Genomic DNA, 25891 nt, shown 5'->3' with positions numbered 1-25891 from the left:
TTAAATGGAACAGCCCAATCAGAATGAGCTGGAGGTTCTGCGCCTGTTGTGGAACAAAGCGCCGCAAAAGCCGGGTGAAATCCAGGAGTCCTTCGGCTGGGAAATCGATAACGGCACTTTGCGCAGCGTGCTGGTGGGCATGGTTGAGCGGGGTATGCTCTCGCGCCAGCGCGAAGGCCGGGCGTACCTGTATGCCCCAAAGCTCAAGCGGGAAACACACCTGCGACAGATGGTCCGTCGGCTGGCGGAAGTCTTTACTGGCGGCTCGACCGGGCAGCTGTTGATGGAGCTGGCTGAGAAGGAACGCCTGAGCCCCGAGGAGCTCAAACAGCTCAAGAAAATTGCCCGCGGCGAAAAGTAAGCGACGATCTGCTACACTGAAACAGACCACAGATTCCCACTTCGAAAGGATCTGCGATGGATATATCTGAGCTACTGCAAAACACTTTGATCCGCCTGACTCTGCTGCTGGCAGTAGGGTGGCTGCTTCTGTACTCGCTTTCCGCAGTCAATCCGCGCTGGTCCGTTTTGTGGACCCGCTTTCTGTCTGTTGTCTGCCTGCTGTTTCCGCTGGTCTGTTATGTATTACCACCACTGGGGCTGGAGATCTTACCCCCCGTGGAAGCAGAGATGACAAGTACCGTTGTCGAGAGTACTCCCGACATGCAGCCTCCCTCTCTCACTGCTCAGACCGAATCCGTTCCAAAAACCCTGACAGAGGAAACACAAACAACTCCCTTCGTACCGCAAGAAACACCTCCGCCGGATCACAGCATTCCGCTGCCCCTGGATCAGGAACCGGAGATCGCGACATCCTCGAAAACGACGCCCGCCGGCAATGTGGAATCAGACGAGGTGACTTCTGAAACTCATCCGATCTCACCAGTTGCGACCATTCGTACTCAACCAGCAACAGATGAATCTTCCTTGTCAAAAAGTACTTTAATCACCCTGATCTGGTTAGCTGGCATGATGGTTCTCTTAATCAGACTCACCTGGCAGGTACGCCGGGCAGCCGTTCTGCGCAAACAATCTGAGCTGGTCCCCGATCACATACAGCAACAGTGTCAGTCGCTGGCAGACCGCTTCAGTATGAGAGGCACACCCCGGGTGCGGTACTCAACTGAGATCGAAAGCCCTTGTACTGCAGGCGTCTTTCGGCCGGTAATCTATCTCCCCCGCACATGGTTTGAAACACTGTCGGCTGAGGAACAGTCGGCCATCCTGATGCATGAACTCGCGCATGTTGCCGGCCGGGATGTGTTCTGGAATCTGGTCACCCATCTGACACAGGCGGTCTACTGGTTTCATCCACTGGTCTGGAGACTGCCGCATCGGCATCGCCTGGCCTGTGAGCATTTATCAGACGCGCAGGCCGCTGATGCCATCAGCAGTCTCAGTGAATACCGGCGTCTGCTGGCCCACTGGGCTCTGCGGAGACAGGGAGCGGAATCCCGTCTGGCTGCGCTGGCGATGGCGGACCGTTCACAAATGCTGCAGCGTCTCAAGTGGCTCGAACGCCCGGCTGCCGTCGATCGTCTTCCGCTTGCCTGGCGGTATGGATGTGGCCTGCTCGCGTTACTCTCTGCCGTCGTTGTAGCGACGGTTCACTTCAGTCCGCAGGTGCTTGCTCAAAAGCCGGATCCCTCTCAGAAAGAAAAGCAGGCAGAACCGAAAGAGAACACAGATAAACCCGAGGCCGAGAAAACGAAACCGGCTGTCCGCAAGGTGAGAAAACCGGGGAAACCCGATATTAACCTGAAGCAGACATCGCCAAAAATCGTGACGGTTGTCGACGAACAGGATCGCCCCATTGCCGGCGCCAAGGTCCGTGTCGGCTGGTGGGAAGATAATGAAGGAGACATGCTGGGGAAAATCACGATCAATCCTCCCATTACGAATCAGAAGGGGGAGGTCACAATTCAGGTTCCGGAGGGAGCCGCCCGGGCACAGATCTCCGCCGAGGCTGAAGGCTATGCCAAAGCGGGCACGCAATATTCGCTCAACGGCAACCCGAAGCTGGTTCTGCAGCCGGGACGCATCATTCGTGTGAAAGCGGTCGATACTCAAGGCCAGCTGCTGCCCGAGGCCTACCCCCTGCTGGAAAACAATCGTGTGATCGGACGTGAGTTCAAACAGGATGCCCGGCGGCTCGGTTACTTTACTTCTCCAGTTGTCAAACTGGACCGCCGCTGGATGCGTGTAGTAGCGAGAAAAGAAGAGGGCCCCGTTCTGTTCAGTCATCTGATTGATGTAACCAACCCGAAACAGGTGGAAAAAGACGGGACCATCGTGGCGATTCTGGAACCGGGCATCCGTCTGGAAGGTCGCCTGGACGACTCGGTGCCGCGGCCCATTAATAACGGGTGTGTGGAACTTTACATAGATGAAGGACTCGATCACAAGATCGTCGGTGGCTGGACCTGGCAGCAGACTGCGCCCGTCAAAGAAGATGGGACGTTTGAATTCGATTCCCTGCCGACCGGGGGGCACGTACAGCTCTTCGCCCTGGTTGATGGTTATCAGTCGACGCGACCAACGCCCGAGGAATTGAAAAATTACCTGAAGCTGCATGACGCCGGGAAAGCTTCCGTCCTCGACAATGCCTTCGAACGACACGATGCCTTCTGGCCGCACCTGTTTCCGCTCACGCAGGGACTGTATAAGACGGAAGTGGAACTTCCCTGCACGCCAACCACTTCCCTGGATGTCAAAGTGGTCGACCCCATCGGCCAGCCCATCGAAGGCGCCGAAGTCAAATTCAATCCCAACGGGCTGTTTTTTGGAGGGAAGCTGTTTATTCCTGCCACGGAAGTCTGGTCGATGGCAAACCAAATCATCGCTCCTGATAAGGAGGCACGTAAGCAGCGCTTAGAGTGGGCACAAGAGACCTTTCTGCGCGTCAAAACCGATGCAGAGGGTATCGCCCGGGTCCGAAATCTGCCCGCCGACGATCGGGAGTCGTACAAAGTTACCGCCGACGGTTATCAGATGCCCGTCTATCCAACCTCTTCCCTCGACGATCCTTCACGCTATGCGCTGATTGATCTGGCAGGTGGTCAGACGCTGCGGCGCACAATTACCATGGAGAAGTATGTACCCAGTTCGCCTCGAAAAATAATGGTTGTCAATCGTCATGCGGAACCGGTATCCGATATCAAAATTACCGTCAGCGAGATTGCATTTGAAAATGCCCCCGACGACTGGCAACTCTGGGCTTCACAGCGGTTTGGCCCCCTGGCGACAGGGGAATCGGATAAGGACGGCAACGTACAGCTACGTGTTCCCCTGGAAGTGAATGGAGAAGCGGTTTCCCGTCTGCGGATTACGATACAGGGACGCATCGAACAGAAAGGGCAGGACGCGTATGTGCAACGCAAGCGTCTGATTATTCCACGCGAAGCCGACGGACGGGTGGTGGTGCTGACCGTCTCAGATGAAAAGCCAAAAGAGAAATATGCGTTCTATGATGTTGCGGTCGATTACCTGCAGTCTTCGGAACTGTTGAGCAACTCCCCGCAAGTATTGATTCAACAGTTGCAGAAACAAGCGTCCCTGATCGTGTTGAAGCAGTTGCTCTCTTTGAACGACTTCGATGCGGCCACACCGCTAAATTTTTCGAGCAAGTGGAACCTGGTAGGAACTGACAGCAGCAGAAGATCGGAACGGGTTCCCATTACGACGCTTCCCACTGACCAGGGTGAGCGTGTGGTTGTGCTCTGTGAAGTCCGTCCCCGTGGTGCCAGCTGGGACGTGAAACCGAAACAACGATTTCCTCCCCAGGCAGCGTTTATTTTTAATCCGGAAGGTACACTGATCCGAACGCTGGGTGGCTGGGCATCTTCCAGCGGCAGTTACAATAACCTGATGCTCTCTAACCTGGGTGGGACCGACGATTATTTTATCTCGACCTCTGCGTTTGAACCGCACGGTCCCTTTGAATACATCCAGCGCTGGTACCAACTCGGTAAGGAAGACAAACCAGCGCTTACCTTTTATGGCTATGCGAATGCAACCGGCTGGAGTGGCAAGCCCGGGCCCTCAAAACCACTGGCAGAATTTGGTTATCTCGATTTGAAATTTAATGGGAAAGATCTGGAACATCTTGTCTGCGGCGTGTTGCCCAATGGGACCCTGACACCACGGAAGCTGTTCTGGGATGGTGTTCGCGATCAGTTCATTGCGCCGGTTCAGGAAAGTGTGGACGATAAACCTCTCTACAAGGTTGACCTCCAGAACTCGCACCAGTTCAAACCGCTTGAAGTGGAACCCGGCGAACTGATTGTAGCCGGTGGTCGTCGTGCCTATAAAAACTGGCATGCCTGGAATTGCGTCATTCCGAAAGGTCAGACTGCCAGAGTGAGGTTGTTCTCTATGGATGAATCCGGGGAGAAGCCGGTCGAGACAGAGTATTTCACCCGGGAACTGCCTGCCGGTCAGCATAATCTGCAACTGCAACTAGCTGACGATGAGAAAGAAGAGAGCCAGTCAGCAGCAAATCTGTGGATTGATGATTCGACGAAAGAGTCATTGATGGTGCCCCGTGTCCCCGTCGCCGACGTACCATCGGTTGCAGGTGTCCCGATCTCCCGCACAGGAAAAACAGAACTGGATCTGTTTAACCGCGCAACCACTCAGAAACAGCAACGGCTGATCTGGCGGGTGGAACTGTTGGAATAGTCAGCGGATTGATACACAGGGCCAATATTAATTCCCGAACAATATAGTTGACACGTAAACTATGCGTGCATAGCATTCCCCACGAAGAGAAAGAGCGGCTGATACTTTAGATGTCTCTCTGAAACAGCCGCAGCATGGACTTTTTGCGAGGGGAATATCATGAGCGATTACGAGGTTTTGTTTCAGCCACTTACTGTAGGCGCGTTGACTCTACCCAACCGGATTCTCATGGCACCGCTCACACGGGCTCGGGCCACAGACCGTGTTCCCAACCCGTTAATGGTTGAGTATTACACGCAACGGGCCTCTGCCGGTCTGATTATTTCTGAAGCGACCGCCATCAGTGCCCAGGGTTACGGCTGGCACGGTGCCCCTGCGTTGTACACCAACGAACAGGAAGCTGGCTGGCGCGAAGTCACCAGTGCAGTGCATGCCGCCGGTGGTCGGATCTTCCTGCAACTCTGGCACATGGGACGGCAGTCGCATCCCGATTATCACAACGGTCAGTTGCCAGTCGCCCCCAGCCCGATCGCAGTTCAGGGGGATGCCCACACACCAACGGGAAAGCAGCCTTATGTTGTGCCACGTGAGTTGAGCTTTTCAGAAATCGACGCCATCTATGAAGACTATGCTACCGCCACCAGACGGGCGCGTTCCGCAGGCTTTGATGGTGTGGAGATTCATGGCGCAAACGGTTACCTGATCGATCAGTTCCTGCGTGATTCTTCGAACCAGCGGACCGACGAATTTGGGGGCTCCATAGAGAACCGCATGCGTTTTCTGCAAGGAGTGATTGAAGCGGTGGTCGAGGCCTGGTCTGCAGACCGAACCGGGTTACGGCTCAGTCCAACAATGAACGATAAAGGCATGGAGGACAGCGATCCGATCGCCTTATACTCTCAGGTTGCTGAGGCACTGAATCAATATGGGCTGGCCTACGTCCATACCGCTGAAGCCATTCAGCCGGGGCGGCTCTATAATCCAGATGTACCGCGTGTGACTCCCGTTATCCGCGAGGTTTACCAGGGAGTGTTGATCACGAACGGCGGATATGACAGTGTTTCTGCGACAGAGGCCATCGAAAAAGGGGAGGCGGATGCCATCGCTTTTGGCCAGAAGTTCATCGCCAATCCCGATCTGCCGGAGCGATTGCGGACCGACGCCAGCCTGAATGATCCCGATCCGAACACGTACTACTCTGCGGGTCCAGAGGGCTATGTCGACTATCCTTCACTGGCGGAAAGCAGCGCTTCCTGAAACGGGAATCTCAACAGGGACTCAGGATTTCACAAAGTCCGGCACGCTGCGGTTGGGCTGATTCCATTGGATGCGTCCCAGCAGCAGATCGCCTTTGGCCTTGTTCCGCGGCATCCATTCACCGACGGTCACACACGATTCGTCCGGGCTAATGTTGGTGACGTCGAAGTTCCCCATCAGCGCGACATTGTTGGGATCGTTCACGCCGTCCCCGACGAGCGGCAGGGCGACACGTTCGGTGTCGCGGATCAGGCAGAGCTTTTCCGGATCAACCTGGGCCACCCAGAGTGGAGATCGCCAGCGGATGATGTTTTTGTTTGTCTCATCTTTACGGGTGTAGACCAGGAACAGTCCGTCGGAATGTGTGAGCCAGTGCTGCTGCGTGGTGGACATGCCGATCGGCGTACCGTCGTCAAACGCCCAGGCGGTCTTTCGCTGATAATTCAAACCATCCGGGCTGACCGCAACGTAGCCGTGTCCGTCTTCGGCGCGAATCGTCATGAAGTATTGATTATCAAAGCGGGCGATGGACGGTTCGAGCAGACCCCGGCCGACTTTGTTCTCCAGGGGCGGACCGACTTCACGAATCTTGAGTGTCGTGCCGTCAAAGGCACAGCGTACGCCAGCCACCATGCGGGGCTGTTTGCCTGCGCCGAAGGTGAAGGACATCAGGATATCGCCGTCGGGCATCACGAGTCGCTGTCCACAATTATTGGTATAGATCTCGGCACCGCGGGGATCATCCCACTGCAGGATCTTACGTTCTGACCACTGGCCGTCTTTGTCTCGCGTGACGTAGACAGGGTAGCGTGCCAGCTGATCGCCGCGGGCAAAGTGGGGACCGCGATAGAAGACGACATGCCCCAACGCGAGCACAGTTCCGGTCTGCGGATGATACTGCGGCGTCACATCACAGACGCCCGCTTTAAGACCGGGATGCTCCTTGACCGGATCCCGACCGAGTGCGGAAATGGGTGCCGGCTCTTTCCAGCTCTTGCCCTTGTCCGTTGATTCAGTCCAGTGCACCTGCCCGAAGTAATCGGAGCCGCCAATCTCCTGCAGGTTCAACAGAAACGTCGCATTCCCCTCGGCCCCGGGAATCATACATCCCCGCGGATGAAACCAGGTGACGCCGGCCCCATCGCGATTGCGAAAGAGCGTTTCTTTCGAAATGGAGCCGATCAGGGGCTTTGAGTCCGCAGCCTGCAATGAAGCTGTCCCCGCAGCAGAAGCCGCAGCAGAAGCCGCAGCCAGAGAACAGAGAGAAGTGTGGAGGAAATCACGACGGTTGAGAGGCATGGGTGGGCTTTCTGATGACAGAGAATCTGATTAGTGCTGTAACCCTTATCATGGCGCAGAAAACAGGCTTATGCAACAAAGATTTGATTTCGATGTCTTTGAAGTGCTTCCTGGTCCGGACGGAAACGCGATGGGAAATAAATGTGTTGGCCCTCATACGGTTTAAAGAAGCGGTTCATGGCTTCTCCTGTGCAGGCATCACGAATCTGCTGCGAATAAACCAGACGATAGTCCTCATCCAATGTCATCAGACCGCGATCGAAGGCTTTATCGTGGAGAGAATTCAGAAAAAGACCATTGTGGGGGTCGGCTCGTTTCGCAGGATCTTCACTCCAGGGAATGATGTGACTCGCTATCAAAAGGTCCTTGATCTCGAGTTGCGTCACACAGCATCGGTAGTCGTAAGATGCCAGGACCGTTGAACGGAAGAAACGTTGTGCACGCCGCACTTTGGTCACACGCGTAGATTCGGTTTCTCCCTCGAATTGGACCACTTCCTCGGCAGGCTCTTCCGGAATAAGATTCAACTCTTGTTCCAGGCGCTGACTCTCATTAGCCAGGCCTTCCCAGTCAGAGTGGAATTCCTGCCAGATCGCGCGGTCCGCGTTAGACGCTCCTGAGAGTCCTTTGACACCCCGCTCCTGATGATAGGGATCAAGAGAAGCCAGGTTACTCAGTTTCATGGCAACACTGGAGGCTGATCGACCAATAGACTGAGCCAACTTAATCACATCTTGATTACGATTATGATACTTCCCGAATGGTAAGCGGCAATACAGGCTCATTGCCAGAATCAGTTCTTCACGAGTCCAGTTGCGTGCCATGTCAGATTAAATCCGGGGGGTGTTGCTTTGGTCTGTTGACTGTATAGTTGAACTCTTAAACCATACCGGGACAAGTCTATTTCCCGTTCAATCCACCTCCACCCAAAAAAATCACAAATCACTCACGGTTCAGTTGGTTCCGGGGGGCGGGTCTGGTATCTTCGGGGGTGGAAAGCCTGAACGGTTTCTATCTGACATTTCGTGTTTCGCTCGCATGAAATGAGCTCTTGCCGGGGTTGTTGTCCGTGTGTGGCATCGTCGGTTTTTTGGCCAGGCGCGACGCTGATCGCGAACGTCTGGGACAACTCGTCACTCCCATGCTGGAATGCATGGCGACCCGCGGACCTGACTCCGCAGGCCTGGCTCTGTTTCACCGTCCACTCCCAGCCTCCCGACGGTTTGCACTCTCCACCCGCGATCGCAAATTTGACTGGCAGGCGCTGGCTGAATCCTGTCAGCAGGAACTGGGACTGCCCGCGCCGGTCGCCGCTCTCGAAAATCATGCGTCGCTCATCAGCGAGCTCCAGCCGGACATCTTTAAACCCTGGCTGACCTCGATCTTTCCCGAAGTGCATCTGCTCTCGACAGGTCACGCGATTGAAATCTTCAAAGACGAAGGGCATCCCGAAGAGATTGCCCGGCGGTTCCACTTTACCGAAATGGTGGGCACACACGTTGTCGGCCATACTCGGATGGCGACCGAATCAGCGGTCTCGCCGGCTCATGCACATCCCTTTACGGCCGGTGAGGATTTCTGCCTGGTGCATAACGGTTCGCTGTCGAACCCCTACAGTGTGCGGAGGAAGCTGGAGAGCCTGGGAATCGCCTTTGAAACGGATAACGATACGGAAGCGGGCTGTCGTTTTCTGGAATGGCGGATGCGGGAAGGGGATACACTGGAGACCGCCATCGAAGTCGCCCAGTCGGAACTGGACGGCTTTTATACCTTCCTGATGGCAACCGCTGACAAGCTGGTGCTCGTGCGGGATGCCTTTGCCTGCAAGCCTGCGGTGGTGGCGGAGACGGACGATTATGTCGCCGTCAGTTCGGAATTTCGTTCCCTGGCACACCTGCCTGATATTAAACATGCTCACGTGTATGAGCCGGCTCCGGAACAGATTTATTCATGGTCAGTCTGAAACAGCTTGATTTAACCGACTTGAGTGTCCGCCAGGTCAACGAGTACCTGCATGGGGAACTGCTGGAAGAACGCCCGGCGCGGGTGGAGATCCTGAACCCCGACGGTCTGCACAGCATTGCCGCCGGCCTGGATACGGAAGTGGATATCGATATCCTGGGGCACGCGGGCTATTTCATCGCGGGAATGAATCAGCGGGCTCGGGTGACGATTCACGGAAACGTCGGCTGGAGTGTGGCGGAGAACATGATGTCGGGCGTGGTCCACGTGAAAGGACATGCGTCTGAATGTGCGGGGGCTTCGGGACATGGCGGGCTCCTGGTGATTGAAGGGGACGCCTCTTCCCGTTGCGGCATTTCGCTGAAAGGGACTGAGATTGTGGTCGGGGGGAGTGTCGGTCACTTCTCTGCCTTCATGGCACAGGCGGGGACGCTGGTGGTCTGTGGAGACGCCGGCCCGAACCTGGGTGATTCGCTGTATGAAGCGACGATCTACGTCCGCGGGTCCATTCACAGTTTTGGTGCCGACGCCCGAGAAGAAGAGATGCAGGTAGACGATTTTGAAAAGGTCGCAGAACTGCTGTCCCGGGCAGAGATGAATTTTGACGCCCGCGAATTTAAACGGGTCAGTTCGGCCCGCAGTCTGTATCACTGGAATGCGGACGCCCATCAGGAATATTAAATAACGTACTGCAACGAAATCAGCAGCGGAGAGCAAGTGTGAGTTCGGACAAGTCGATTCAACGCGAAGAGAGTGCCAGTTTCAACGAGCATTCCCTCTCCTATATCCGGCAGGCCGCTGAGTACGGGCTGTACGAGATCCGCGGCATGGGTGCGAAACGGCGTGTGCCCAGCTTCGACGATCTGATTTTTCTCTCCGCGTCCGCGTCGCGGTATCCGCTGGAAGGTTACCGAGAGAAATGCGAATCGAAAACGGTGCTGGGCACGCGATATGCGAAGCAGCCAATCGAGCTGGAGATTCCGATCACCATTGCCGGGATGAGCTTTGGCTCGCTCTCTGCGAATGTGAAAGAAGCGTTGGGTCAGGCGGCGACGCAGATGGGAACATCCACGACGACGGGCGACGGCGGAATGACGCCGGAAGAGCGGGAATCGTCGAAAACTTTAGTCTATCAGTGTCTGCCTTCGCGTTACGGGTTCAATCCCAATGATCTGCGAAAAGCGGATGCAATTGAGATGGTGCTCGGACAGGGTGCGAAACCCGGAGGCGGGGGGATGCTGCTGGGGCAGAAGGTTTCTCCCCGCGTGGCTCAGATGCGGACGCTGCCCGAAGGGATTGATCAGCGGTCGGCCTGTCGGCATCCGGACTGGACGGGGCCCGATGATCTGAAAATCAAAATCGAAGAGCTGCGGGAGATCACCGACTGGAAGATTCCGGTGTACGTCAAGATGGGCGCGACGCGAGTGCGGGAGGACGTGAAGCTGGCGGTCAAAGCGGGCGCGGATGTGGTGGTGATTGACGGGATGCAGGGTGGGACTGCGGCGACGCAGCAGGTCTTCATCGAGCATACGGGCATTCCGACACTGGCCGCGTTGCCCCTGGCGGTCGAAGCACTCAGCGATATGAACGTGCTGGGTGAAGTTCAACTGATTATTTCGGGGGGCATCCGCACGGGAGCCGACGTCGCCAAGGCGCTCGCACTGGGGGCGGATGCGGTTTCGATTGGTCAGGGTGTGCTCGTCGCGCTGGGTTGCAATCATCATACGTATCAGCGGGCGGACGGAGAAGAGGTCGACGTCACCGCGGACTATGCAAAACTGGGGACGGCACCCGGCTATTGCCATCACTGTCATACGGGACAGTGCCCGGTGGGCATTACCACGCAGGATCCCGAACTCGAACCCCGGTTGATTCCGGAGGTCGGGGCGAAGCGCCTCAAGAATTATCTGCAGGTTCTGAACATGGAACTGACGACCCTGGCACGGGCCTGCGGCAAGTCGAACGTACATCATCTGGAGAAAGAAGATCTGGCCGCGCTGACTGTTGAAGCAGCGGCGATGGCCAAAGTCCCCCTGGCCGGAACCAGCTGGATTCCGGGCACTGGTTCCGTTTAAGCGCACAAAACGCGGGCCGCAGGCGCAGCAACTGACAATGAGGAACCACGATGAGTGACCGTGAAGCAATCCGGAGCCGCATGAATACCGCCGGAATCGAATTTCTGCTCGCTCAGTTCGTCGACATACACGGTTCGGCTAAAGTGAAAATGGTCCCCTATTCCGGTTTCGATGACATGATCGACTCGGGGGCCGGGTTCGCGGGAGCTGCGGTCTGGGGCGTGGGACAGGGGCCGAGTTCGCATGACATGCTGGCCCGAATCGATCTCGCGACCTACACGCCGCTCCCCTGGAAAGAGAATACGGCCCGCTTCGCTGCGGACCTGTTCGTGGATGGGGAATCGTATCCATTTTGCCCGCGGACCAATCTGAAACGGGTCCTCTCCGAAGCGAAACAGAAAGGGTATGTGTTCAATGTGGGGATGGAACCGGAACACTTCCTGGTGACAAAGAACGCGGATGGCAGCCTGTCACCCTGGAACCCGGATGGCGTGGATTCGCTGGCCAAGCCCTGTTACGACTTCCGCTCGATGGCACCGGCGATGGATTATCTGCAGGAGTTGACCACGGCGTTGAATGAGCTGGGCTGGGGCGTGTATCAGACCGACCATGAAGATGGCAATGGTCAATATGAGATCAATTTCGATTACCAGGATGCGCTGACCACTGCGGATCGGATCACCTTTTTCAAAATGGCAACGTCGCAGATCGCCAAGAAATATGGTGCCATCGCTACGCACATGCCCAAACCGTTTGCGGATCGGACGGGCAGCGGATTGCACGTTCACTTTCACCTTGCGGATGCGGAAACGGGAGACTGCCTGTTTGATGACGCTGCCGACAAACGGGGGCTGGGCTGTTCGGAACTGGCGTATCACTTCATTGGCGGTGTGCTCAAGCATGCGCCGGCCCTGTGTGCCGTCACGAGTCCGACTGTGAACTGCTATAAACGGCTGCAACTCGGCTCCGGTCTCTATTCCAGCCGGAGCGGATATACGTGGACGCCGGCGTTTGTGTCATATGGAGATAATAACCGCACCCAGATGATTCGGACCGCGGGGCCCGGGCATTTTGAAGACCGGACGGTCTCGGCGGGATGCAACCCTTATCTCGCGCTGGCGGCTTACCTCGCAGCGGGCCTGGACGGAATTGAAAACCAGATCGATCCCGGCGAACCGAATCTGGGCAATCTCTATGAAAAGACGCCTGCGGAAATTCTGGAGCAGGGAATCAGGATTCTGCCTCAGTCTTTATGGGAGGCGATTCAGGAACTCCGGCAGGACACGGTCATTCAAGGAGCCCTGGGTGTGATCGCCGATGAGTTTATCGAACTGAAAACCCAGGAATGGGAAACCTATGATCGCCAGGTAACGCAGTGGGAGATTGATGAGTACCTGACGTTTTTCTGATCGCGATACTGTCTGTAAAAGGTGATTTGCAGAAAATCGATATGAATGCGAGTTCTGGTCCTTCTCTGAAAACAGGATGTGTTATAGTGCAACGAGAAGAGAGATCGTCATCAAGCGGACGATCTCCCGTTGTCACCTGTTAGAATGGAAGCGACCTGAGCTGATCATGACTCAAGCAACAGAACACGAACCTGCCGGCGAGGACCACGCCAGTCACTCTCATGGCCTGACACATTCAGATTCTCTGAGGGGTGTAAGTAGCTCGCGGCTGATCTGGGCCATCGTCCTGAATCAGTTACTGACGGTCGGGCAGGTGGTCGCGGGAATTTATTCGGGCAGTGTGGCACTGCTGTCTGATGCAGCGCACAATTTCAACGATGCCAACGCACTGTTGATTGCCTACATTGCGCGACGGATTTCCCAGAAGGAAGCCAACGAACGGTTCACCTTTGGTTATCGCCGGGCTGAGATGATTGGTGCCCTGATCAACCTGACGCTGCTGGCGATCGTAGGTCTGTACCTTGTTTATGAAGGGATCTCCCGTTTTTTTGAACCGGAACATGTGATGGGTTCGGTGATGGCGTATACCGCGATTCTAGCCCTGGTCGTCGACGTCGGATCGGCACTACTGTTGTGGTCGATGAGCAAGGGATCTTTAAATGTCCGAGCCGCATTTTTCCATAACATTGTCGACGCGTTAGGCAGTATCGCAGTTCTGGTCGGTGCAGCGGCGATTATCTGGTTCGGCTGGAACTGGGTCGACCCGCTGATTACCGTGCTGATCTCGGGTTATATTCTCTGGGAGGTCTATAAGATGCTCCCGCAGGCGATGCGGATGCTGATGGAAGGAACCCCCGCTGACTTCGATATTCCAGCTCTGGTCGAACGCGTCGAAGCGCATGCCGACATCGAAGAAATCCACCATCTGCACCTGTGGGAACTGGATGAAGAGCACACAGCGCTGGAGGCACACGTGGTCATCCGAAAAGAGAATGCAGAGAAAATGGAGACCATCAAACAGCAGATCAAGGAATTGCTGGTACACGAATTTCAGATTGAACACTCGACACTGGAATTCGAATTCGCTGACGCAGCAGAAAACCAGTGCCACGATACGCGGGTGATTCCCGAGCACTGAAACGTGCTTACATCATAGTGACTCCATCAGCAAAAAGCCCGCGAGTTCCCCGTTACAATAGAGAAACACCCGGGCTTTTCTGCAATGATCTGGAACGAAGTCCGTGATCAATTACTTCTGCAGGTTGGCCGCGTACAGTGCATCGACCTTACTCAGAAATGTTTGAGGGTCAGCGTCGATCTTCTTAGTACAGGGAGGGCAGCAGACATAAACGATGCGGCCATCAACGATGGTCCATTTTGGTTTTTGTGGCAGTTGCTTTTTCATGACCGGGCATTTCCCCTGTGCTTTCGCATAGTTGGTATGAATGGTCGACCAGTGTTTCGGGTTCACTTTGGTTTTCAGACAACCTTTACAGCAGAGGTAGACCGACTCTTTGCCAACCTTGACTTTGATCGGCTTTCCATGCGATCCCAGTTTCTGTCCCGAGACCGGGCAGATCTGCTGGGCCGCGATCCTTAGCTGATCTCTCTGCCCCCCTTCTGCTTGTGGCTGCTGTGCTTCAACCAACTGCTGCACGCCGAAGGCGGTAACAGTCAGCAGGGATAACGCGATCATTGTTCGGAATGATTTCATGAGATTCTCCTTTCAAAAAGTCATATTGATCCCACTCAGGAAGCGGGACCGCTAAAAGCCGGATCAAATTGAGGATTCTGTGATCCAGCTTGAGGCAGGTTCTGGTGTTGGGCCTGAACGGACAGACCCGCATTCAATTTGAATTCGAGATACGCACAATAAATGGCGGGAACGATAAATGTGGTGAAGGGTTCGATCAGCATTCCCCCCAGAACCGGAAGTGCCATGGCCCGGGCCACGTCTGCCCCTCGTCCATCGGACATCAGTACCGGCAGCAGGGCGAAGATCGTGGTCAGGGTTGTCATCACACAGGGGCGAATGCGTTTGAGACCGGCGGTGTAGATCGCTTCTCGCAGATCAACGATGTCATTCACCGGCTGACGTTTCAGTGTCTGCTGAATATAAGTGGCCATCACCACGCCATCGTCAACCGCGATACCGAACAGGGCGATGAAGCCAACCCAGACCGCGGTATTCATATCTACGCCCATCCAGGCAACGGCAATCATCCCGCCGGCGAAAGCGACGGGGATCCCGGAGAAGACAATGGCAGAGATGGCGAAGTCCTGGAAGCCGAGATAAATAATCAGCAGGTTGACCAGCAGCACTGTGGGAATGATCCACATCAGTCGTCGGTTGGCCTCAATCTGATTTTGAAAAGAGCCCACGGCCTGCAGTTCAAAGTTTCCTGCGGGGAATGTGAGTGCTCCAGACTCACGAGCGGTACGCAGATCTGACATCACCTGTTCTACAGTTTCCAGATCACCCGAAACGTCTGAAGGTGAAAACGCAACGTGCGCGACGAGTCGGGCATCCTCACTGTTAATCGCCCCCGGTCCCCAGGTAGTGGTGACATCCGCCAGTCGTTCGAGGGGCACGATATCACCCGCGCGGGTAACGACCGATACCTTCTGCAGGTCCTTCAGATCCTTGCGGACACTGCGTTCAAAGCGAACCTGAATCGGGTAGCGTTCGCGACCTTCTACAGTCGTGGTGACATCGAGTCCGCCCAGACCGGCTGAGACGATCTGATTCACCATGGTGGTGGTCATGCCGTAGCGGGCGGCTTCTTCGCGATCGACTTCGAACTCATAGTAAGGTTTGCCCATCACAATATCGGGATTGACGGTCCCCGCATTCACATAGCGGTTCTGTTTCAGGTGTTTCGCGACAGCCAGCGAAGCCTGGGAGAGGCCTTCCAGATCGTCACCATAAACCCGGATCGCCATGGAGGCCTTGATCCCGCTCTGCAACATGACCACGCGTCCTTCAATAGGCTGTAGTGGAGAAGCAGGCGTAACCCCAGGAAGAGTGGCGACCTGATTGATTTCATCCCAGATCTTGCGCGGGGTCATCCCTTCCCGCCACTCGGAACGAGGCTTGAGCATCACATAGGTTTCGACCATCGCCGCAGGGGCCGGGTCGAGTGCTGATTCCACGCGACCGATTTTGCCCAGTACATGCTCTACTTCCGGAATCCCTTTGATCAGCGTGTCCTGGGCCTGCAGGATCTCCATGGTCTGCGAAAAGCTGGCTGCCGGATAGAGGCTGGGCATGTAAAACCAGCTCCCTTCATCCAGTGCGATCCAGTCGTCCGACTTGAGCCCTGTGAAAACATGTTTGGCATCAACATATCCGGGGACCTGATTCAAATCTGCGCCAAGCAGCTCGACAACTTTTTCAACCGGCCTTAATACGGTTGGTAGACCGACCCAGGCACCGGCGCCAAGAATGACGATGGCAGCGGGCAGGGAGAGCATTAACAGCTTATGCTGCAAGGCCAGCTTCAGTCGGCCCGCGTAAAGAAACCGGACGAAACGACTGGCGGGGTTCTCTTCCATAGAGCGAATCTTTTCGCTGGTGACCCACCAGCCCAGTAGAAAACCAGCGACCGCAGCAAAGAGAGTTGCAGCAAACAGGGTTAGCGTGGATCCATCGGCGATGTAGTCTCCCCAGACAAACCAGCAGAGGCTGGAGGTCAGGCAGGCCACTCCGGCTGCGCCCGCCAGTTGTGCCCAGCGGGAAATCCGTGTGCTCCGCAGGAAAATCCGACAGAGCATCGGCAGAATCACCACGGCGACAATCAGACTGGAAATCAGGGCAAATGACTTGGTCCAGGCCAGGGGAGTAAACAGCCTGTGATCGCGGCCCGTCAGAAAAAAGACCGGGAGGAAACTGATAATCGTGGTACTGACCGCGGTAATGACGGCCGGAATCACTTCCGCTGCTGATTCGCGAATGACGGCCAGACGTTGTTGTGGACCACCTGGCGCTCCCTCGGCTTCCCAGTCCGCCAGGCTGCCGTATATGTTTTCCAGAATGATAATTCCCATGTCGACCATGGTGCCGATCGCAATCGCAATCCCGGCCAGTGACATGATATTGGCATCGACACCGAACATTTTCATGGCGATGAAGGACATCAACACGGCCATCGGAAGGGTGATGGCGATAATGATGCTGGCACGAACGTGTAACAGAAACAGGACCATGACGGCAATTGTGATCACCGTTTCCTGAAGCAGCGCTTCGGTGAGTGTGGATACCGTCTCATCTATCAACTGGCTTCGATCATAGATCCCCTGAATCTTGATCCCTCCCAGTTCCGATTCGAGCGAGGCGATTTTTGCCTGAACCCGCTCAATGACTTTACGAGGATTTTCACCATAGCGCATCACGACCACGCCGCCCACCGCTTCCTGTCCGTTCAAATCGAGGGCACCGCGGCGGAAGGCAGGGCCAGTCTGGACCTGAGCCACATCGCTGACCCGAATCGGCACGCCCCTGGTCGTCGTGATCACGGTATTATTGATCTGCTCAATGGTTTCCTGTTCGGTTTTGTCGGCTCCGATAAACCCTTTTCCGCGAACGATGAATTCCATGCCGCTGGTTTCGACGGTCTTGGCACCAACGTCAATATTCGAAGCCTTAACTGATTCGATCACCTGGCTGAGTGGAATGTTGTGATAACGCAGTTCATCCGGATCGACTTCGACCTGGTATTGTTTCACATAACCGCCGATGGAGGCGACTTCGGCGACGCCATCCACTGACTGTAGAGCATACTTGATAAAGAAATCCTGCTTCGAGCGGAGTTCTGCGAGGTCCATGTCGGCTGGAGGTTCGAGAACGTAGTAGTAAATCTGTCCCAGCGCGGTGGCGTCGGGAGCGAGTGCAGGCACAACCCCTTCCGGCAGTGACCCGGTGACGGTCGTGAGTTGCTCTACGACGCGGGAGCGGGCCCAATAGAAATCGACGTCGTCATCAAACGTTACCTGGACGAAACTGAAACCGAACATGCTCTTACCGCGGACACTGCGAGAACCCGGTACCGCCTGCAGGGCAATGGAAAGCGGATAGGTAACCTGATCTTCCACATCTTTGGGAGAGCGTCCCGCCCATTCGGCGAGCACAATCACCTGATTTTCTCCCACGTCAGGTATCGCATCAATGGGTACATTTTGAGCCGAATACCAGCCCCAGCCGATGAGTGACACAGACAACATCAGAATCAGGAGCCGCTGGTGAATACAGAAATCGAGAATGCTGCGAATCATTGACGTGCCTCCTGTTTTGTACCTGAAGCCGTTCGGGGAGCGGCTCCCGTTACCGGTTTCTGTTCCGGGGGCTCGGGTTCGAGCTCCATGGGCATTTCCAGGGGAGGCAGGCTGTCATCCGGTAAGATCATTTGTGGCATTTCTAACGGAGGCAGGTCACTTTCAAAACCAGAGTCTCTGCTTGCGCCGGTCGCTTCCGCCGTCCGGATGATATCGAGATACTTTCGCGGACGTTCCAGCAGACTCTCCCGGCATCCTTCGCAGCAGATGAAAACAGTTTCTCCATTCACATCCACTTTGGCGGGCGCTCCCATCGATCCCAGAGACATCATTGTGACAGGGCAGATCTGCTGTTTTTCTGCCAGTTTTCGATCCTGTTCCGGTAGCTGAGAAAGTGCAGCGAGAATCGTTTCCGACTGTTTTCGGTCCGGCAGCGGTTCGGCCCTGGTCGGATCGATGAGTGAGGGGTTCCCAGCCAGCTGCATCTGTGAATCGATCAGGAAGTTTCCCCGGATTGCCACCTGCTCACCCTGTGCGACACCCTTCAGAATGACAATCTGGTCACCACAGGTGGGGCCCAGGACCACATTACGGATTTCAAATCGTCCCGGTTCGGTTTCGACATAGACCACACTATGCTGTCCGGCCATCAGGACGGCATCACGGGGAACCGCGAGGGCATCTGTCTCAGCCAGTGTATGCGAAACGTAACCATACTGAGAGGTCGGAACCAGCGGTAGCCCCGAGAGGGAACACGTTCCGGAATTGTGGGAAATGACGTGCGGATGTCGGGGACAGATCCAGCAGTCCGCCAGTTCCGGATCATAGATGCCCCCCGAATTCCCTTTCCCCCCAGCGGGCAGAGAGATTGCTGCGCGGGCATAATCACCAACTCGCAGACTCTGATCCGGATTCGGCATCACGATCCGCACACTCACAGTTCGAGTCTGGGGATCGACCTGAGGATCGATAAAGGCAACGCGTCCGGAAAAAGTTCGATCGGGCTGCGACTGTACGGTCGCCTCGACTTTCTGACCATAGCGGATGCGGGCAGCGTCTTCGGGAAACAGTTCCAGCATCAACCAGAGACTCGAGAGATCAGCCAGTTGATAAATCACCTGTCCCTCTTTGACGTACTGCCCTTCGATGGCCTGTTTCTCGATCACGGTGCCACTGATGGGGGCATAGAGATACATGCGACTGTTGGCGGTTCCTGTTGATTCCAGCGTATTGATCTGGGCTTCGGTCATCCCGGATTCGATCAGTCGCTGTCTGGCACTGCTGTATAACTTGCGGTTCGCTTCCCGGACGGCAGCCAGTGTTGTGGCTTTACTGCCTCTGACAGTTTCCCGGGCGGTTAACAACTCGACCTGGGCAGAGTAAAGCTGCGGCGAATAAACGTAGGCCAGCTTGTCTCCCTGCTTCACTTCCACACCGGTAAAATCGGCATAGAGGTGTTCGATTCGTCCTTCGATATAGGCTGAGAGCGTCTTGAGATTTCCTTCATCGTAGTTGAGTTCACCGACGGCATTGATTGTCTGTGTTAACGGACGGGAGCTCACCTGTGCGGTCTGAATGTTGGCAATTCGTCGGGCTGCCGGATCGATCTGTACCGCGCGGGAATCTGATTTCGATGAGTCCGAGGTAGCAGGCACCAGTTCCATGGCACAGACCGGACAGCGTCCCGGTTCGGTCTGGGGTGGGGTACACATCATCGGGCAAATATATTTGACGAGCTGACTGAGGGTCGATCCATGACTGTGCCCTCCGCCACCAGCGGTAATGAAACCCATCCGCTGGGCGACACCCAGACCCGCGATCAGGATTGCTCCGGCGAGCAGGAACAGGGCGGGCTGAACCAGCAGGCGGATCCACCAGCGGCGGCGTTCCTGTTTTATTTGTAAAGCTCCTGCGGGAGCCGTGACAGCCTTTTTGCTGTTTAAATCTTTCATCTCAACCTCAACGGAATCGTGTCTGCCAGTGTGACTGGCAGAACAGTTGCGGTACGTGAACTGGTCCGCGCAAGACCTGACCGAATCAGAACTTGTAAAGACAACACGCAAACTGACAAACGAAATACATCATTCGAGAACGGGCACACGGCATTCAGAAAACCGGGATTCAATCAACCGGTGGTGCGCAGAGATCCTGTCAGCACAGATCTATAGCGTGAAGCGACACAAGGCGGCACAACGCTCGGAAGCAGGTTGTGGATCGGTATCGTAGCGCGGATGTCCTTCTGCTCGTTGGAGCACCGGTTTCACCGTCGATAGTGACACCAGACTTGCGTCGAACAGTTGTTCGGTCAGATTTTTGTGAACGGGAGCTGGTGTGAACGGGATTGCGGGAACTTTGGATTCGCCGCAATGACAGTCCGTGCCACATCCGCAAGTTGTGGTTAGCGTTTCCAGGCTGCTGGAACAACAGGACAACGAAGAATCACTGGTTGAAACAGGTTGGCTACAGTGACAGGAATCTGATTCCGAACAACAGCAGTCATCTGAGTTCGCCTGGTCAGAACAACAGGAAGCGGGACCGGAACAGCAGTGACACGCAGACGCACTCATCCCCTGGAGAGGAGTCGTTAAAGCCGCCAGGCAGATTAAGATGCGTGTCAATTGTGAACTGGTCATCCACATGAAATGGCATTCCTTTGCTGATCGCTGCCCTGTTGCAGCGACGGTCACTATCCTTAATGATCGTCCGCTGTCGTATGGAACTGCAGGTGAAGTGACGTGAAATCATCTTTCCTGGACAGTTCGGGTTTTGCGCTGCTAAGCACCAAAACCGGGGCAAGCTGCGGAAGTATCCAGATTCCCCTCGCAGCCGTCAAGAGGGATTCAACCTGCGTTACGTAAAAAAGAGCGCAGACGACACGTTATCGTTGCGCTCAGTGTTGTCACAAAACAGGTTAGCGTTATCAGCTGTAATCAGCTGGTCAGCGAAGCACTTTTGGAAGCCAGCTGTTCGAGCAGATCGTTCCAGGAATCGACGAACGACTCTGCACCATCTTTCTGCAGTTTTGCGGCAAGGGCATCGCAGTCGACGCCTGCGCTGGTGAACTCACCTAACAGGGAGCCACTTTCGCCGCCGTCGTCTGCCAGCAGTTCTCCGGTCTCGCCGTGATCGGCAAACGCGTGCAGTGTTTCTTCGGGCATCGTATTCACTGTGAAGGGGGAGGCCAGTGATGTGATGTAAAGAACGTCAGAAGCGTTGGGATCTTTCGCACCGGTACTGGCCCAGAGCAGACGCTGCATCTGCGCACCACAGTTGAAGATCCGCTGCCAGCGGGGAGAATTCATCAGCTCTTTGTAGGCTTTGTAACACTGCTGACCGATGGCAATTCCCAGGCGGTTATGCAGGTTTTCGGGAACCTGATCAACGACAGCGCGGTCCCAGCGACTGATAAACAGGGAAGCGACCGATCCCACGACGGGATTCAGGCCCGCTTCGATACGGCGTTCAATGCCACGCAGGTAGGCTTCCGCGGCAGCCACGTAGTGTTCGGGAGAAAAGAGCAGCGTCACATTCACGGGAATGCCGGCGAAGATCGATTCTTCAATCGCGGGCAGACCTTCTGTCGTCCCCGGAATTTTGATAAGGACATTGGACCGCCCCGCACGTTCATGCAGATCCTGGGCAGAAGCGATCGTGCCTGCGGTATCGTAGGCGAGGGTGGGTGAGACTTCGAGTGAGACCCAGCCGTCGACCCCCGCGGTGCGCTCCCAGACCGGCCGAAAGAAATCGGCGGCTTCCTGGATATCCTGCAGTGCCAGTTCGAAGAAGAGCTGTTCGCCTTCCCGTCCCTGGTTGCGCAGTTCGAGAATAGAATCGTCGTAGAGCTTGCTGCTCTTGATGGCTTTCTGGAAGATCGTCGGATTGGAGGTCAGGCCTGTGAGTGAAAGCTCTTCGATGTACTGCTGGAGCGTGCCCTCTTTCAGCATGTCCCGGGTGATATTATCAATCCAGAGACTTTGTCCCAGATCATGAAGTTGTTTAGTGGCTGACATCAGATGACCTCCTGTTATGGTGTAGATTTATACTTTTTGAGTTTCCGTTTATCGTTTTTCCATTGTCGTCAATTTCTGTAGCGATTGAAAGGCTGACTCCGATAACAGGTCCGTTGTGCATCGCCAGCGCCAGTTTCCCTCGCATGATCCAGGCGTATTCATCCGGGCTTCCTCGCCCAGATTCAGCAGATCCTGCAGGGGAGCGATCGACAACATCGCCACGGAGGACCAGGCCTGTTCCAGGAAGAGTGGTGCGATTTCTGTCTCGGATATATCCGCACGTTGCAGAAGCTGATATATCGGCAGACGTTCCTCAGCAGACAGGCTGCGGAACCAGCCACGCGTGGTGTTATTATCGTGCGTGCCCGTATAGACAACGGAATTCTGATTGAAATTCTGAGGCAGGTAAGGATTCGCGGGATCTCCGTCGAAGGCGAACTGCAGAACCCTGGTCCCCGGCAGTTGGAAGCGGTCGCGGAGTTCGTTGACGTCGTCGGTGATGACTCCCAGATCCTCAGCAATAAAGGGGAGTGAGCCCAGTTCCCTCTGTACGACATTAAAGAAGTCACTGCCCGGTCCGGTCACCCATTCCCCAGAAAGTGCACTGGGCGCGCCAGCGGGGACGTGCCAGGCGGCAGCGAAGCCCCGGAAATGATCGAGACGGATGAGGTCCACGTGCTGCAGAAGTGCGCGGATGCGATTGATATTCCACTGATAGCCGGTCTCACGGAGTGCCTCCCAGTCAAAAACTGGATTACCCCAGAGTTGTCCCTCGGCACTGAAGTAATCAGGAGGGACGCCGGCGACGAACTTCGGCCTGAGCTGTTCATCCAGCAGGAACAGTTCCGGGTTCGCCCAGGCGTCACAGGAATCGGGAGAGACAAAAAAGGGGAGATCGCCGATAAGCTGAATTCCCTGCTCGTGTGCATACTCTTTGAGTCGCTCCGCCTGACTGTACACCAGAAACTGAGCCAGGCGGATCTGTTCGATTTCCGGGGTCAGTTGTCGACGTGCTTCAGCCAGGGCAGCCTCTTCCCGGTGGAGCAGTTCTGCAGGCCAGGTGAGATAACTGGCTCCCTCATAGCGATCTGAGAGGGCCTGGAACAGAGTGTATTCTTCCAGCCAGTGCTGTTCCTGCTCCAGGAACCGTGCATAGTGCTGGCGGAGTTCTTCACTGGCCCTGGGATCAAAGTTGGCGTAGACGGTCTGCAGCAACCGCTGTTTGAATGCTCTGACTGCCGGATAGTCGACGTAGTCGGCTGCGAAATCGGGAACCGCTAGTTCATTCTCATGAACTAACCCCACCGCGAGGAGATCTGCGGGGCTGATCAACAGCCAGTTGCCGGCGAAAGAGGAGACGGGCTGGTAGGGAGAATCTCCGTAGCCGATCGCCGAGAGGGGTAGCATCTGCCACCAGGACTGTCCCGCCCGGGCGAGCAGGTCGATCCAGTCACGGGCCGCGGCTCCCAGATCGCCGATGCCATATGGACCGGGTAAGGATGTCGCATGCAGCAGCAGGCCGGCACCGCGTTTCTGCAGTACGCGGGAAGCATGGTCTGTTATCTCATCATCGGCGGTCATATCTATTTCGAATCCTTTCCACAGCTCACCTTAAACTGACGCAGTATTCTATCCTAACCCGAAGAAGATTCGATAATTAAATTTTGAGAAGTGACAGATAGAATGGTTCTTCCCAGGACGACATCAAATCGGGAACGCCTGCTGGTCGACTGGGAAAATGAGGAGAAACGCTTTATATTGAAGCCTGGCTGGAAGCACTCGTCCTCGTGTGGCATTCAGTACCAGAATCTAATTACCTTTTCGCGCTCACCCACGGGATTTACATATGTTTCAACCAGTTCGTCTACTCTCCCTGTTCCTGGCAGCCCTTTTCCTGCTGCTTAGTCCGCTCCGTGCAGCACAGACCGAGCAACAGAAACCACTAAAGGCTGATGTCATTGTTTACGGGGCAACGCCGGGGGGATTCTGTGCAGCAATTGCGGCGGCACGCGAAGGAGCTGAGGTGATTCTGCTGGAGCCGACCGACCATATCGGGGGTTTGAATACCGGCGGCCTGAGCTTCAGCGATTCCAATCAGACGGTCCGCAGCACGGTCATGGGGCTGTTTGATGAATGGCATACGCGGATCGAGAAAGACTATGCCGACCGGGGAATCACGCTGCCATACAAGGTCAGTGTGAAAGACCAGTCGAAATGGACCTACGAGCCACACGTGGCAATGCGGGTGACACGACAGATGCTGGATGAGGCGGGCGTCAAAGTCCTGCCGGAACAGCGTCTGCAGTCGGTTCAGAAAACAGGGACGCAAATCAAAGAACTGGTCACCAACAGGGGACGCTTCGCAGCGCAGGTCTTCGTGGACGGCACTTATGAAGGAGATCTAATGGCAGCGGCTGGCGTCAGTTGGACCATTGGACGCGAAGGGAAAGCGGAATATGGTGAATCCCTGGCGGGCAAACGCTACCCGAAAGGGAAAATGAAGATCAACGGTTTTGATGACCAGGGACAGCCGTTGCCTTTGATTACCACGACGGATGCGGGGCCTGAAGATGAAGGTGATTCCAATGTCATGGTTTACAGTTTCCGGCTCTGTCTGACGGATGATCCCGACAACCGGGTCCCTTTCCCCGAGCCGAAGAATTATAATCCCGCCCGATTTGAGGTAGTACGACGGTATGTGAAATCGGGGGGCCGCGTGGGCTGGGATATGTATCCACTGCCCGGCGGCAAACTGGACGGCAACAATTCGATTGGAGGCCAGTTCTCGCTCGGTCTCGTGGGAGCCTGTAACGGCTGGAGTGAAGCGGACGCAGCAGGGCGATCCGCGATCTGGGAAGAACATAAGCAGTATACACTGGAGTTTTATCATTTTCTGACAACGGATCCGGTGGTCCCGGAAAAGATTCGCCAGCAATATGCGCGACTGGGGCTCTGCAAAGATGAGTTCCCCGAATACGGACATTTCTCACCCGCCCTGTATGTGCGGGAGGGACGCCGGATGCGGGGCATGTTTGTGCTGAGTCAGAAAGACATTCTGGATCAGCCGGAAAAAGAGGATCCGATTGTGATCTCTTCTTTTCCCATCGATTCACATGACTGTCAGCGGGTGGCCCTGGAAGGGGGCGGCGTGATGAATGAGGGAACGATTTTCCCCGTACGACGCGCGTATCCGAAACAGGGCTATGCGTATCACGTCCCCTATCGTTCGATCCTGCCAAAACCAGATGAGTGCACCAACCTGCTGGTGCCGGTGGCTCTCTCCTGCACTCACGTGGGAATCTCTTCGATTCGCGTGGAGCCCACATGGATGATCCTGGGACAGAGTGCCGGTATCGCGGCGGCCATGACTGCCAGTAAAAACACGACCGTGCAGAAGCTTCCCTACCCGGAACTGCGGAAGAGACTGCTGAAGCGGGGACAGGTTCTTGAGTTGCCCGAAGTCCCTCCGGAACCGAAAACCGTGAGCGGCATTGATCCGAAGTCGCTACCAGGCGTGGTGCTGGATGATGGTGCCGCGGAACTCAAGGGGAGCTGGAGCCGCTCCACGAATTTCAAACCTTATATCGGCAAGGGTTACGTGCACGACGGAAAGCAGGGGAACGGAACCGCGTCGGCGACCTTCCGCTTCAAAGTCCCCCACACGGGCCGTTATCAAGTGCTGATGGCATACTCGGCGCATCCAACCCGTGCGAAACAGGTGCCCGTGAACGTATCCAGCGGCACAAAGCAAACGATGCTGACCGTCGATCAGACCAGGCCACTGCCGGCGGGGAAACAGTTTCGCGAGATCGGAACAGTCCGGTTGCAGGGCGATACCGAAACCACGATCACCGTCAGCAACGATCAGACTGACGGCTTCGTGATTCTGGATGCGATCCAGCTGCTGCCGATCGCGGAAAAGTAAGCT

The 25891-nt window shown here is 55.6% G+C and carries 16 protein-coding genes; 9 read left to right on the top strand and 7 right to left on the bottom strand.

Annotation, left to right across the window (positions count from 1 at the left end; genetic code table 11):
* Nucleotides 1–4 precede the first annotated feature (4 nt).
* From FYZ48_RS02750 to FYZ48_RS02740, 3 genes are all read left to right on the top strand, one after another.
* Nucleotides 5–361 (top strand): BlaI/MecI/CopY family transcriptional regulator, encoded by a 357-nt coding sequence (locus FYZ48_RS02750; protein WP_149337300.1) that lies wholly within the window; start codon nt 5–7, stop codon nt 359–361.
* 56 nt (nt 362–417) lie between these two features.
* On the top strand, nt 418–4680 hold the full coding sequence (locus tag FYZ48_RS02745; RefSeq protein WP_149337298.1) for a M56 family metallopeptidase: 4263 nt from the start codon (nt 418–420) through the stop codon (nt 4678–4680).
* Nucleotides 4681–4839: 159 nt separating this feature from the next.
* Nucleotides 4840–5937, top strand: coding sequence for an alkene reductase (locus tag FYZ48_RS02740; protein WP_149337296.1), 1098 nt, complete (start codon nt 4840–4842; stop codon nt 5935–5937).
* Nucleotides 5938–5958: 21 nt separating this feature from the next.
* On the opposite strand, the gene FYZ48_RS02735 is transcribed toward FYZ48_RS02740, so the two are convergent.
* Together FYZ48_RS02735 and FYZ48_RS02730 are read right to left on the bottom strand one after the other, a co-directional pair.
* Nucleotides 5959–7236 carry a sialidase family protein gene (locus tag FYZ48_RS02735; protein ID WP_149337293.1) on the bottom strand — a complete coding sequence of 426 codons (1278 nt, stop codon included), beginning with the start codon at nt 7234–7236 and terminating at the stop codon, nt 5959–5961.
* A 68-nt stretch (nt 7237–7304) separates the two neighbouring features.
* On the bottom strand, nt 7305–8060 hold the full coding sequence (locus FYZ48_RS02730) for an HNH endonuclease (protein WP_149337291.1): 756 nt from the start codon (nt 8058–8060) through the stop codon (nt 7305–7307).
* 245 nt (nt 8061–8305) lie between these two features.
* Here FYZ48_RS02730 and FYZ48_RS02725 point away from each other — a divergent pair, with 245 nt between their 5' ends.
* The 5 genes from FYZ48_RS02725 to FYZ48_RS02705 all read left to right on the top strand — a co-directional run bounded on the left by FYZ48_RS02725 (nt 8306) and on the right by FYZ48_RS02705 (nt 13820).
* Nucleotides 8306–9199, top strand: a complete 894-nt coding sequence (locus FYZ48_RS02725; protein WP_149337439.1) for a class II glutamine amidotransferase — start codon at nt 8306–8308, stop codon at nt 9197–9199.
* On the top strand, nt 9187–9879 hold the full coding sequence (locus FYZ48_RS02720; RefSeq protein ID WP_149337289.1) for a GltB/FmdC/FwdC-like GXGXG domain-containing protein: 693 nt from the start codon (nt 9187–9189) through the stop codon (nt 9877–9879). The genes FYZ48_RS02725 and FYZ48_RS02720 overlap by 13 nt, the downstream gene beginning before the upstream one ends.
* Before the next feature lie 38 nt (nt 9880–9917).
* Complete coding sequence (locus FYZ48_RS02715) at nt 9918–11273, top strand: FMN-binding glutamate synthase family protein (protein ID WP_149337287.1); 1356 nt, start codon at nt 9918–9920, stop codon at nt 11271–11273.
* A gap of 50 nt (nt 11274–11323) precedes the next feature.
* Nucleotides 11324–12682, top strand: coding sequence for a type III glutamate--ammonia ligase (glnT, locus tag FYZ48_RS02710; RefSeq protein WP_149337285.1), 1359 nt, complete (start codon nt 11324–11326; stop codon nt 12680–12682).
* Nucleotides 12683–12848: 166 nt separating this feature from the next.
* Complete coding sequence (locus FYZ48_RS02705) at nt 12849–13820, top strand: cation diffusion facilitator family transporter (protein ID WP_149337283.1); 972 nt, start codon at nt 12849–12851, stop codon at nt 13818–13820.
* Nucleotides 13821–13931: 111 nt separating this feature from the next.
* On the opposite strand, the gene FYZ48_RS02700 is transcribed toward FYZ48_RS02705, so the two are convergent.
* The 5 genes from FYZ48_RS02700 to malQ form a co-directional block, all read right to left on the bottom strand.
* A complete protein-coding gene (locus FYZ48_RS02700; protein ID WP_149337281.1) occupies nt 13932–14396 on the bottom strand; it encodes a hypothetical protein in 465 nt (154 codons plus the stop codon).
* A 35-nt stretch (nt 14397–14431) separates the two neighbouring features.
* A complete protein-coding gene (locus tag FYZ48_RS02695; protein WP_149337279.1) occupies nt 14432–17953 on the bottom strand; it encodes an efflux RND transporter permease subunit in 3522 nt (1173 codons plus the stop codon).
* Entirely contained in the window at nt 17950–19905 is a 1956-nt protein-coding gene (locus tag FYZ48_RS02690; RefSeq protein WP_149337277.1) for an efflux RND transporter periplasmic adaptor subunit, read from the bottom strand. Before FYZ48_RS02690 ends, FYZ48_RS02695 begins: the two co-directional genes overlap by 4 nt.
* Nucleotides 19906–20883: 978 nt before the next feature.
* Nucleotides 20884–21963, bottom strand: a complete 1080-nt coding sequence (gene tal, locus FYZ48_RS02685; RefSeq protein WP_149337275.1) for a transaldolase — start codon at nt 21961–21963, stop codon at nt 20884–20886.
* A 48-nt stretch (nt 21964–22011) separates the two neighbouring features.
* Nucleotides 22012–23544 (bottom strand): 4-alpha-glucanotransferase, encoded by a 1533-nt coding sequence (malQ, locus tag FYZ48_RS02680; RefSeq protein ID WP_149337272.1) that lies wholly within the window; start codon nt 23542–23544, stop codon nt 22012–22014.
* Between the two features lie 265 nt (nt 23545–23809).
* Here malQ and FYZ48_RS02675 point away from each other — a divergent pair, with 265 nt between their 5' ends.
* Nucleotides 23810–25888 carry an FAD-dependent oxidoreductase gene (locus FYZ48_RS02675; protein WP_149337270.1) on the top strand — a complete coding sequence of 693 codons (2079 nt, stop codon included), beginning with the start codon at nt 23810–23812 and terminating at the stop codon, nt 25886–25888.
* Nucleotides 25889–25891: the final 3 nt, after the last annotated feature.

Source organism: Gimesia chilikensis (genome assembly GCF_008329715.1).
Taxonomy (GTDB): Bacteria; Planctomycetota; Planctomycetia; order Planctomycetales; family Planctomycetaceae; genus Gimesia; species Gimesia chilikensis.
This window is presented reverse-complemented; position numbering and strand designations above follow the sequence as displayed.

What these genes read in the sequence shown, in the direction of transcription:
- FYZ48_RS02730 (WP_149337291.1), bottom strand. Translation starts at nt 8,060, where the DNA reads ATGGCACGCAACTGGACTCGTGAAGAACTGATTCTGGCAATGAGCCTG.
- FYZ48_RS02720 (WP_149337289.1), top strand. Translation starts at nt 9,187, where the DNA reads ATGGTCAGTCTGAAACAGCTTGATTTAACCGACTTGAGTGTCCGCCAG.
- FYZ48_RS02735 (WP_149337293.1), bottom strand. Translation starts at nt 7,236, where the DNA reads ATGCCTCTCAACCGTCGTGATTTCCTCCACACTTCTCTCTGTTCTCTG.
- FYZ48_RS02700 (WP_149337281.1), bottom strand. Translation starts at nt 14,396, where the DNA reads ATGAAATCATTCCGAACAATGATCGCGTTATCCCTGCTGACTGTTACC.
- FYZ48_RS02705 (WP_149337283.1), top strand. Translation starts at nt 12,849, where the DNA reads ATGACTCAAGCAACAGAACACGAACCTGCCGGCGAGGACCACGCCAGT.
- malQ (WP_149337272.1), bottom strand. Translation starts at nt 23,544, where the DNA reads ATGACCGCCGATGATGAGATAACAGACCATGCTTCCCGCGTACTGCAG.
- FYZ48_RS02675 (WP_149337270.1), top strand. Translation starts at nt 23,810, where the DNA reads ATGTTTCAACCAGTTCGTCTACTCTCCCTGTTCCTGGCAGCCCTTTTC.
- FYZ48_RS02750 (WP_149337300.1), top strand. Translation starts at nt 5, where the DNA reads ATGGAACAGCCCAATCAGAATGAGCTGGAGGTTCTGCGCCTGTTGTGG.
- FYZ48_RS02695 (WP_149337279.1), bottom strand. Translation starts at nt 17,953, where the DNA reads ATGATTCGCAGCATTCTCGATTTCTGTATTCACCAGCGGCTCCTGATT.
- FYZ48_RS02740 (WP_149337296.1), top strand. Translation starts at nt 4,840, where the DNA reads ATGAGCGATTACGAGGTTTTGTTTCAGCCACTTACTGTAGGCGCGTTG.
- FYZ48_RS02745 (WP_149337298.1), top strand. Translation starts at nt 418, where the DNA reads ATGGATATATCTGAGCTACTGCAAAACACTTTGATCCGCCTGACTCTG.
- glnT (WP_149337285.1), top strand. Translation starts at nt 11,324, where the DNA reads ATGAGTGACCGTGAAGCAATCCGGAGCCGCATGAATACCGCCGGAATC.
- FYZ48_RS02690 (WP_149337277.1), bottom strand. Translation starts at nt 19,905, where the DNA reads ATGAAAGATTTAAACAGCAAAAAGGCTGTCACGGCTCCCGCAGGAGCT.
- tal (WP_149337275.1), bottom strand. Translation starts at nt 21,963, where the DNA reads ATGTCAGCCACTAAACAACTTCATGATCTGGGACAAAGTCTCTGGATT.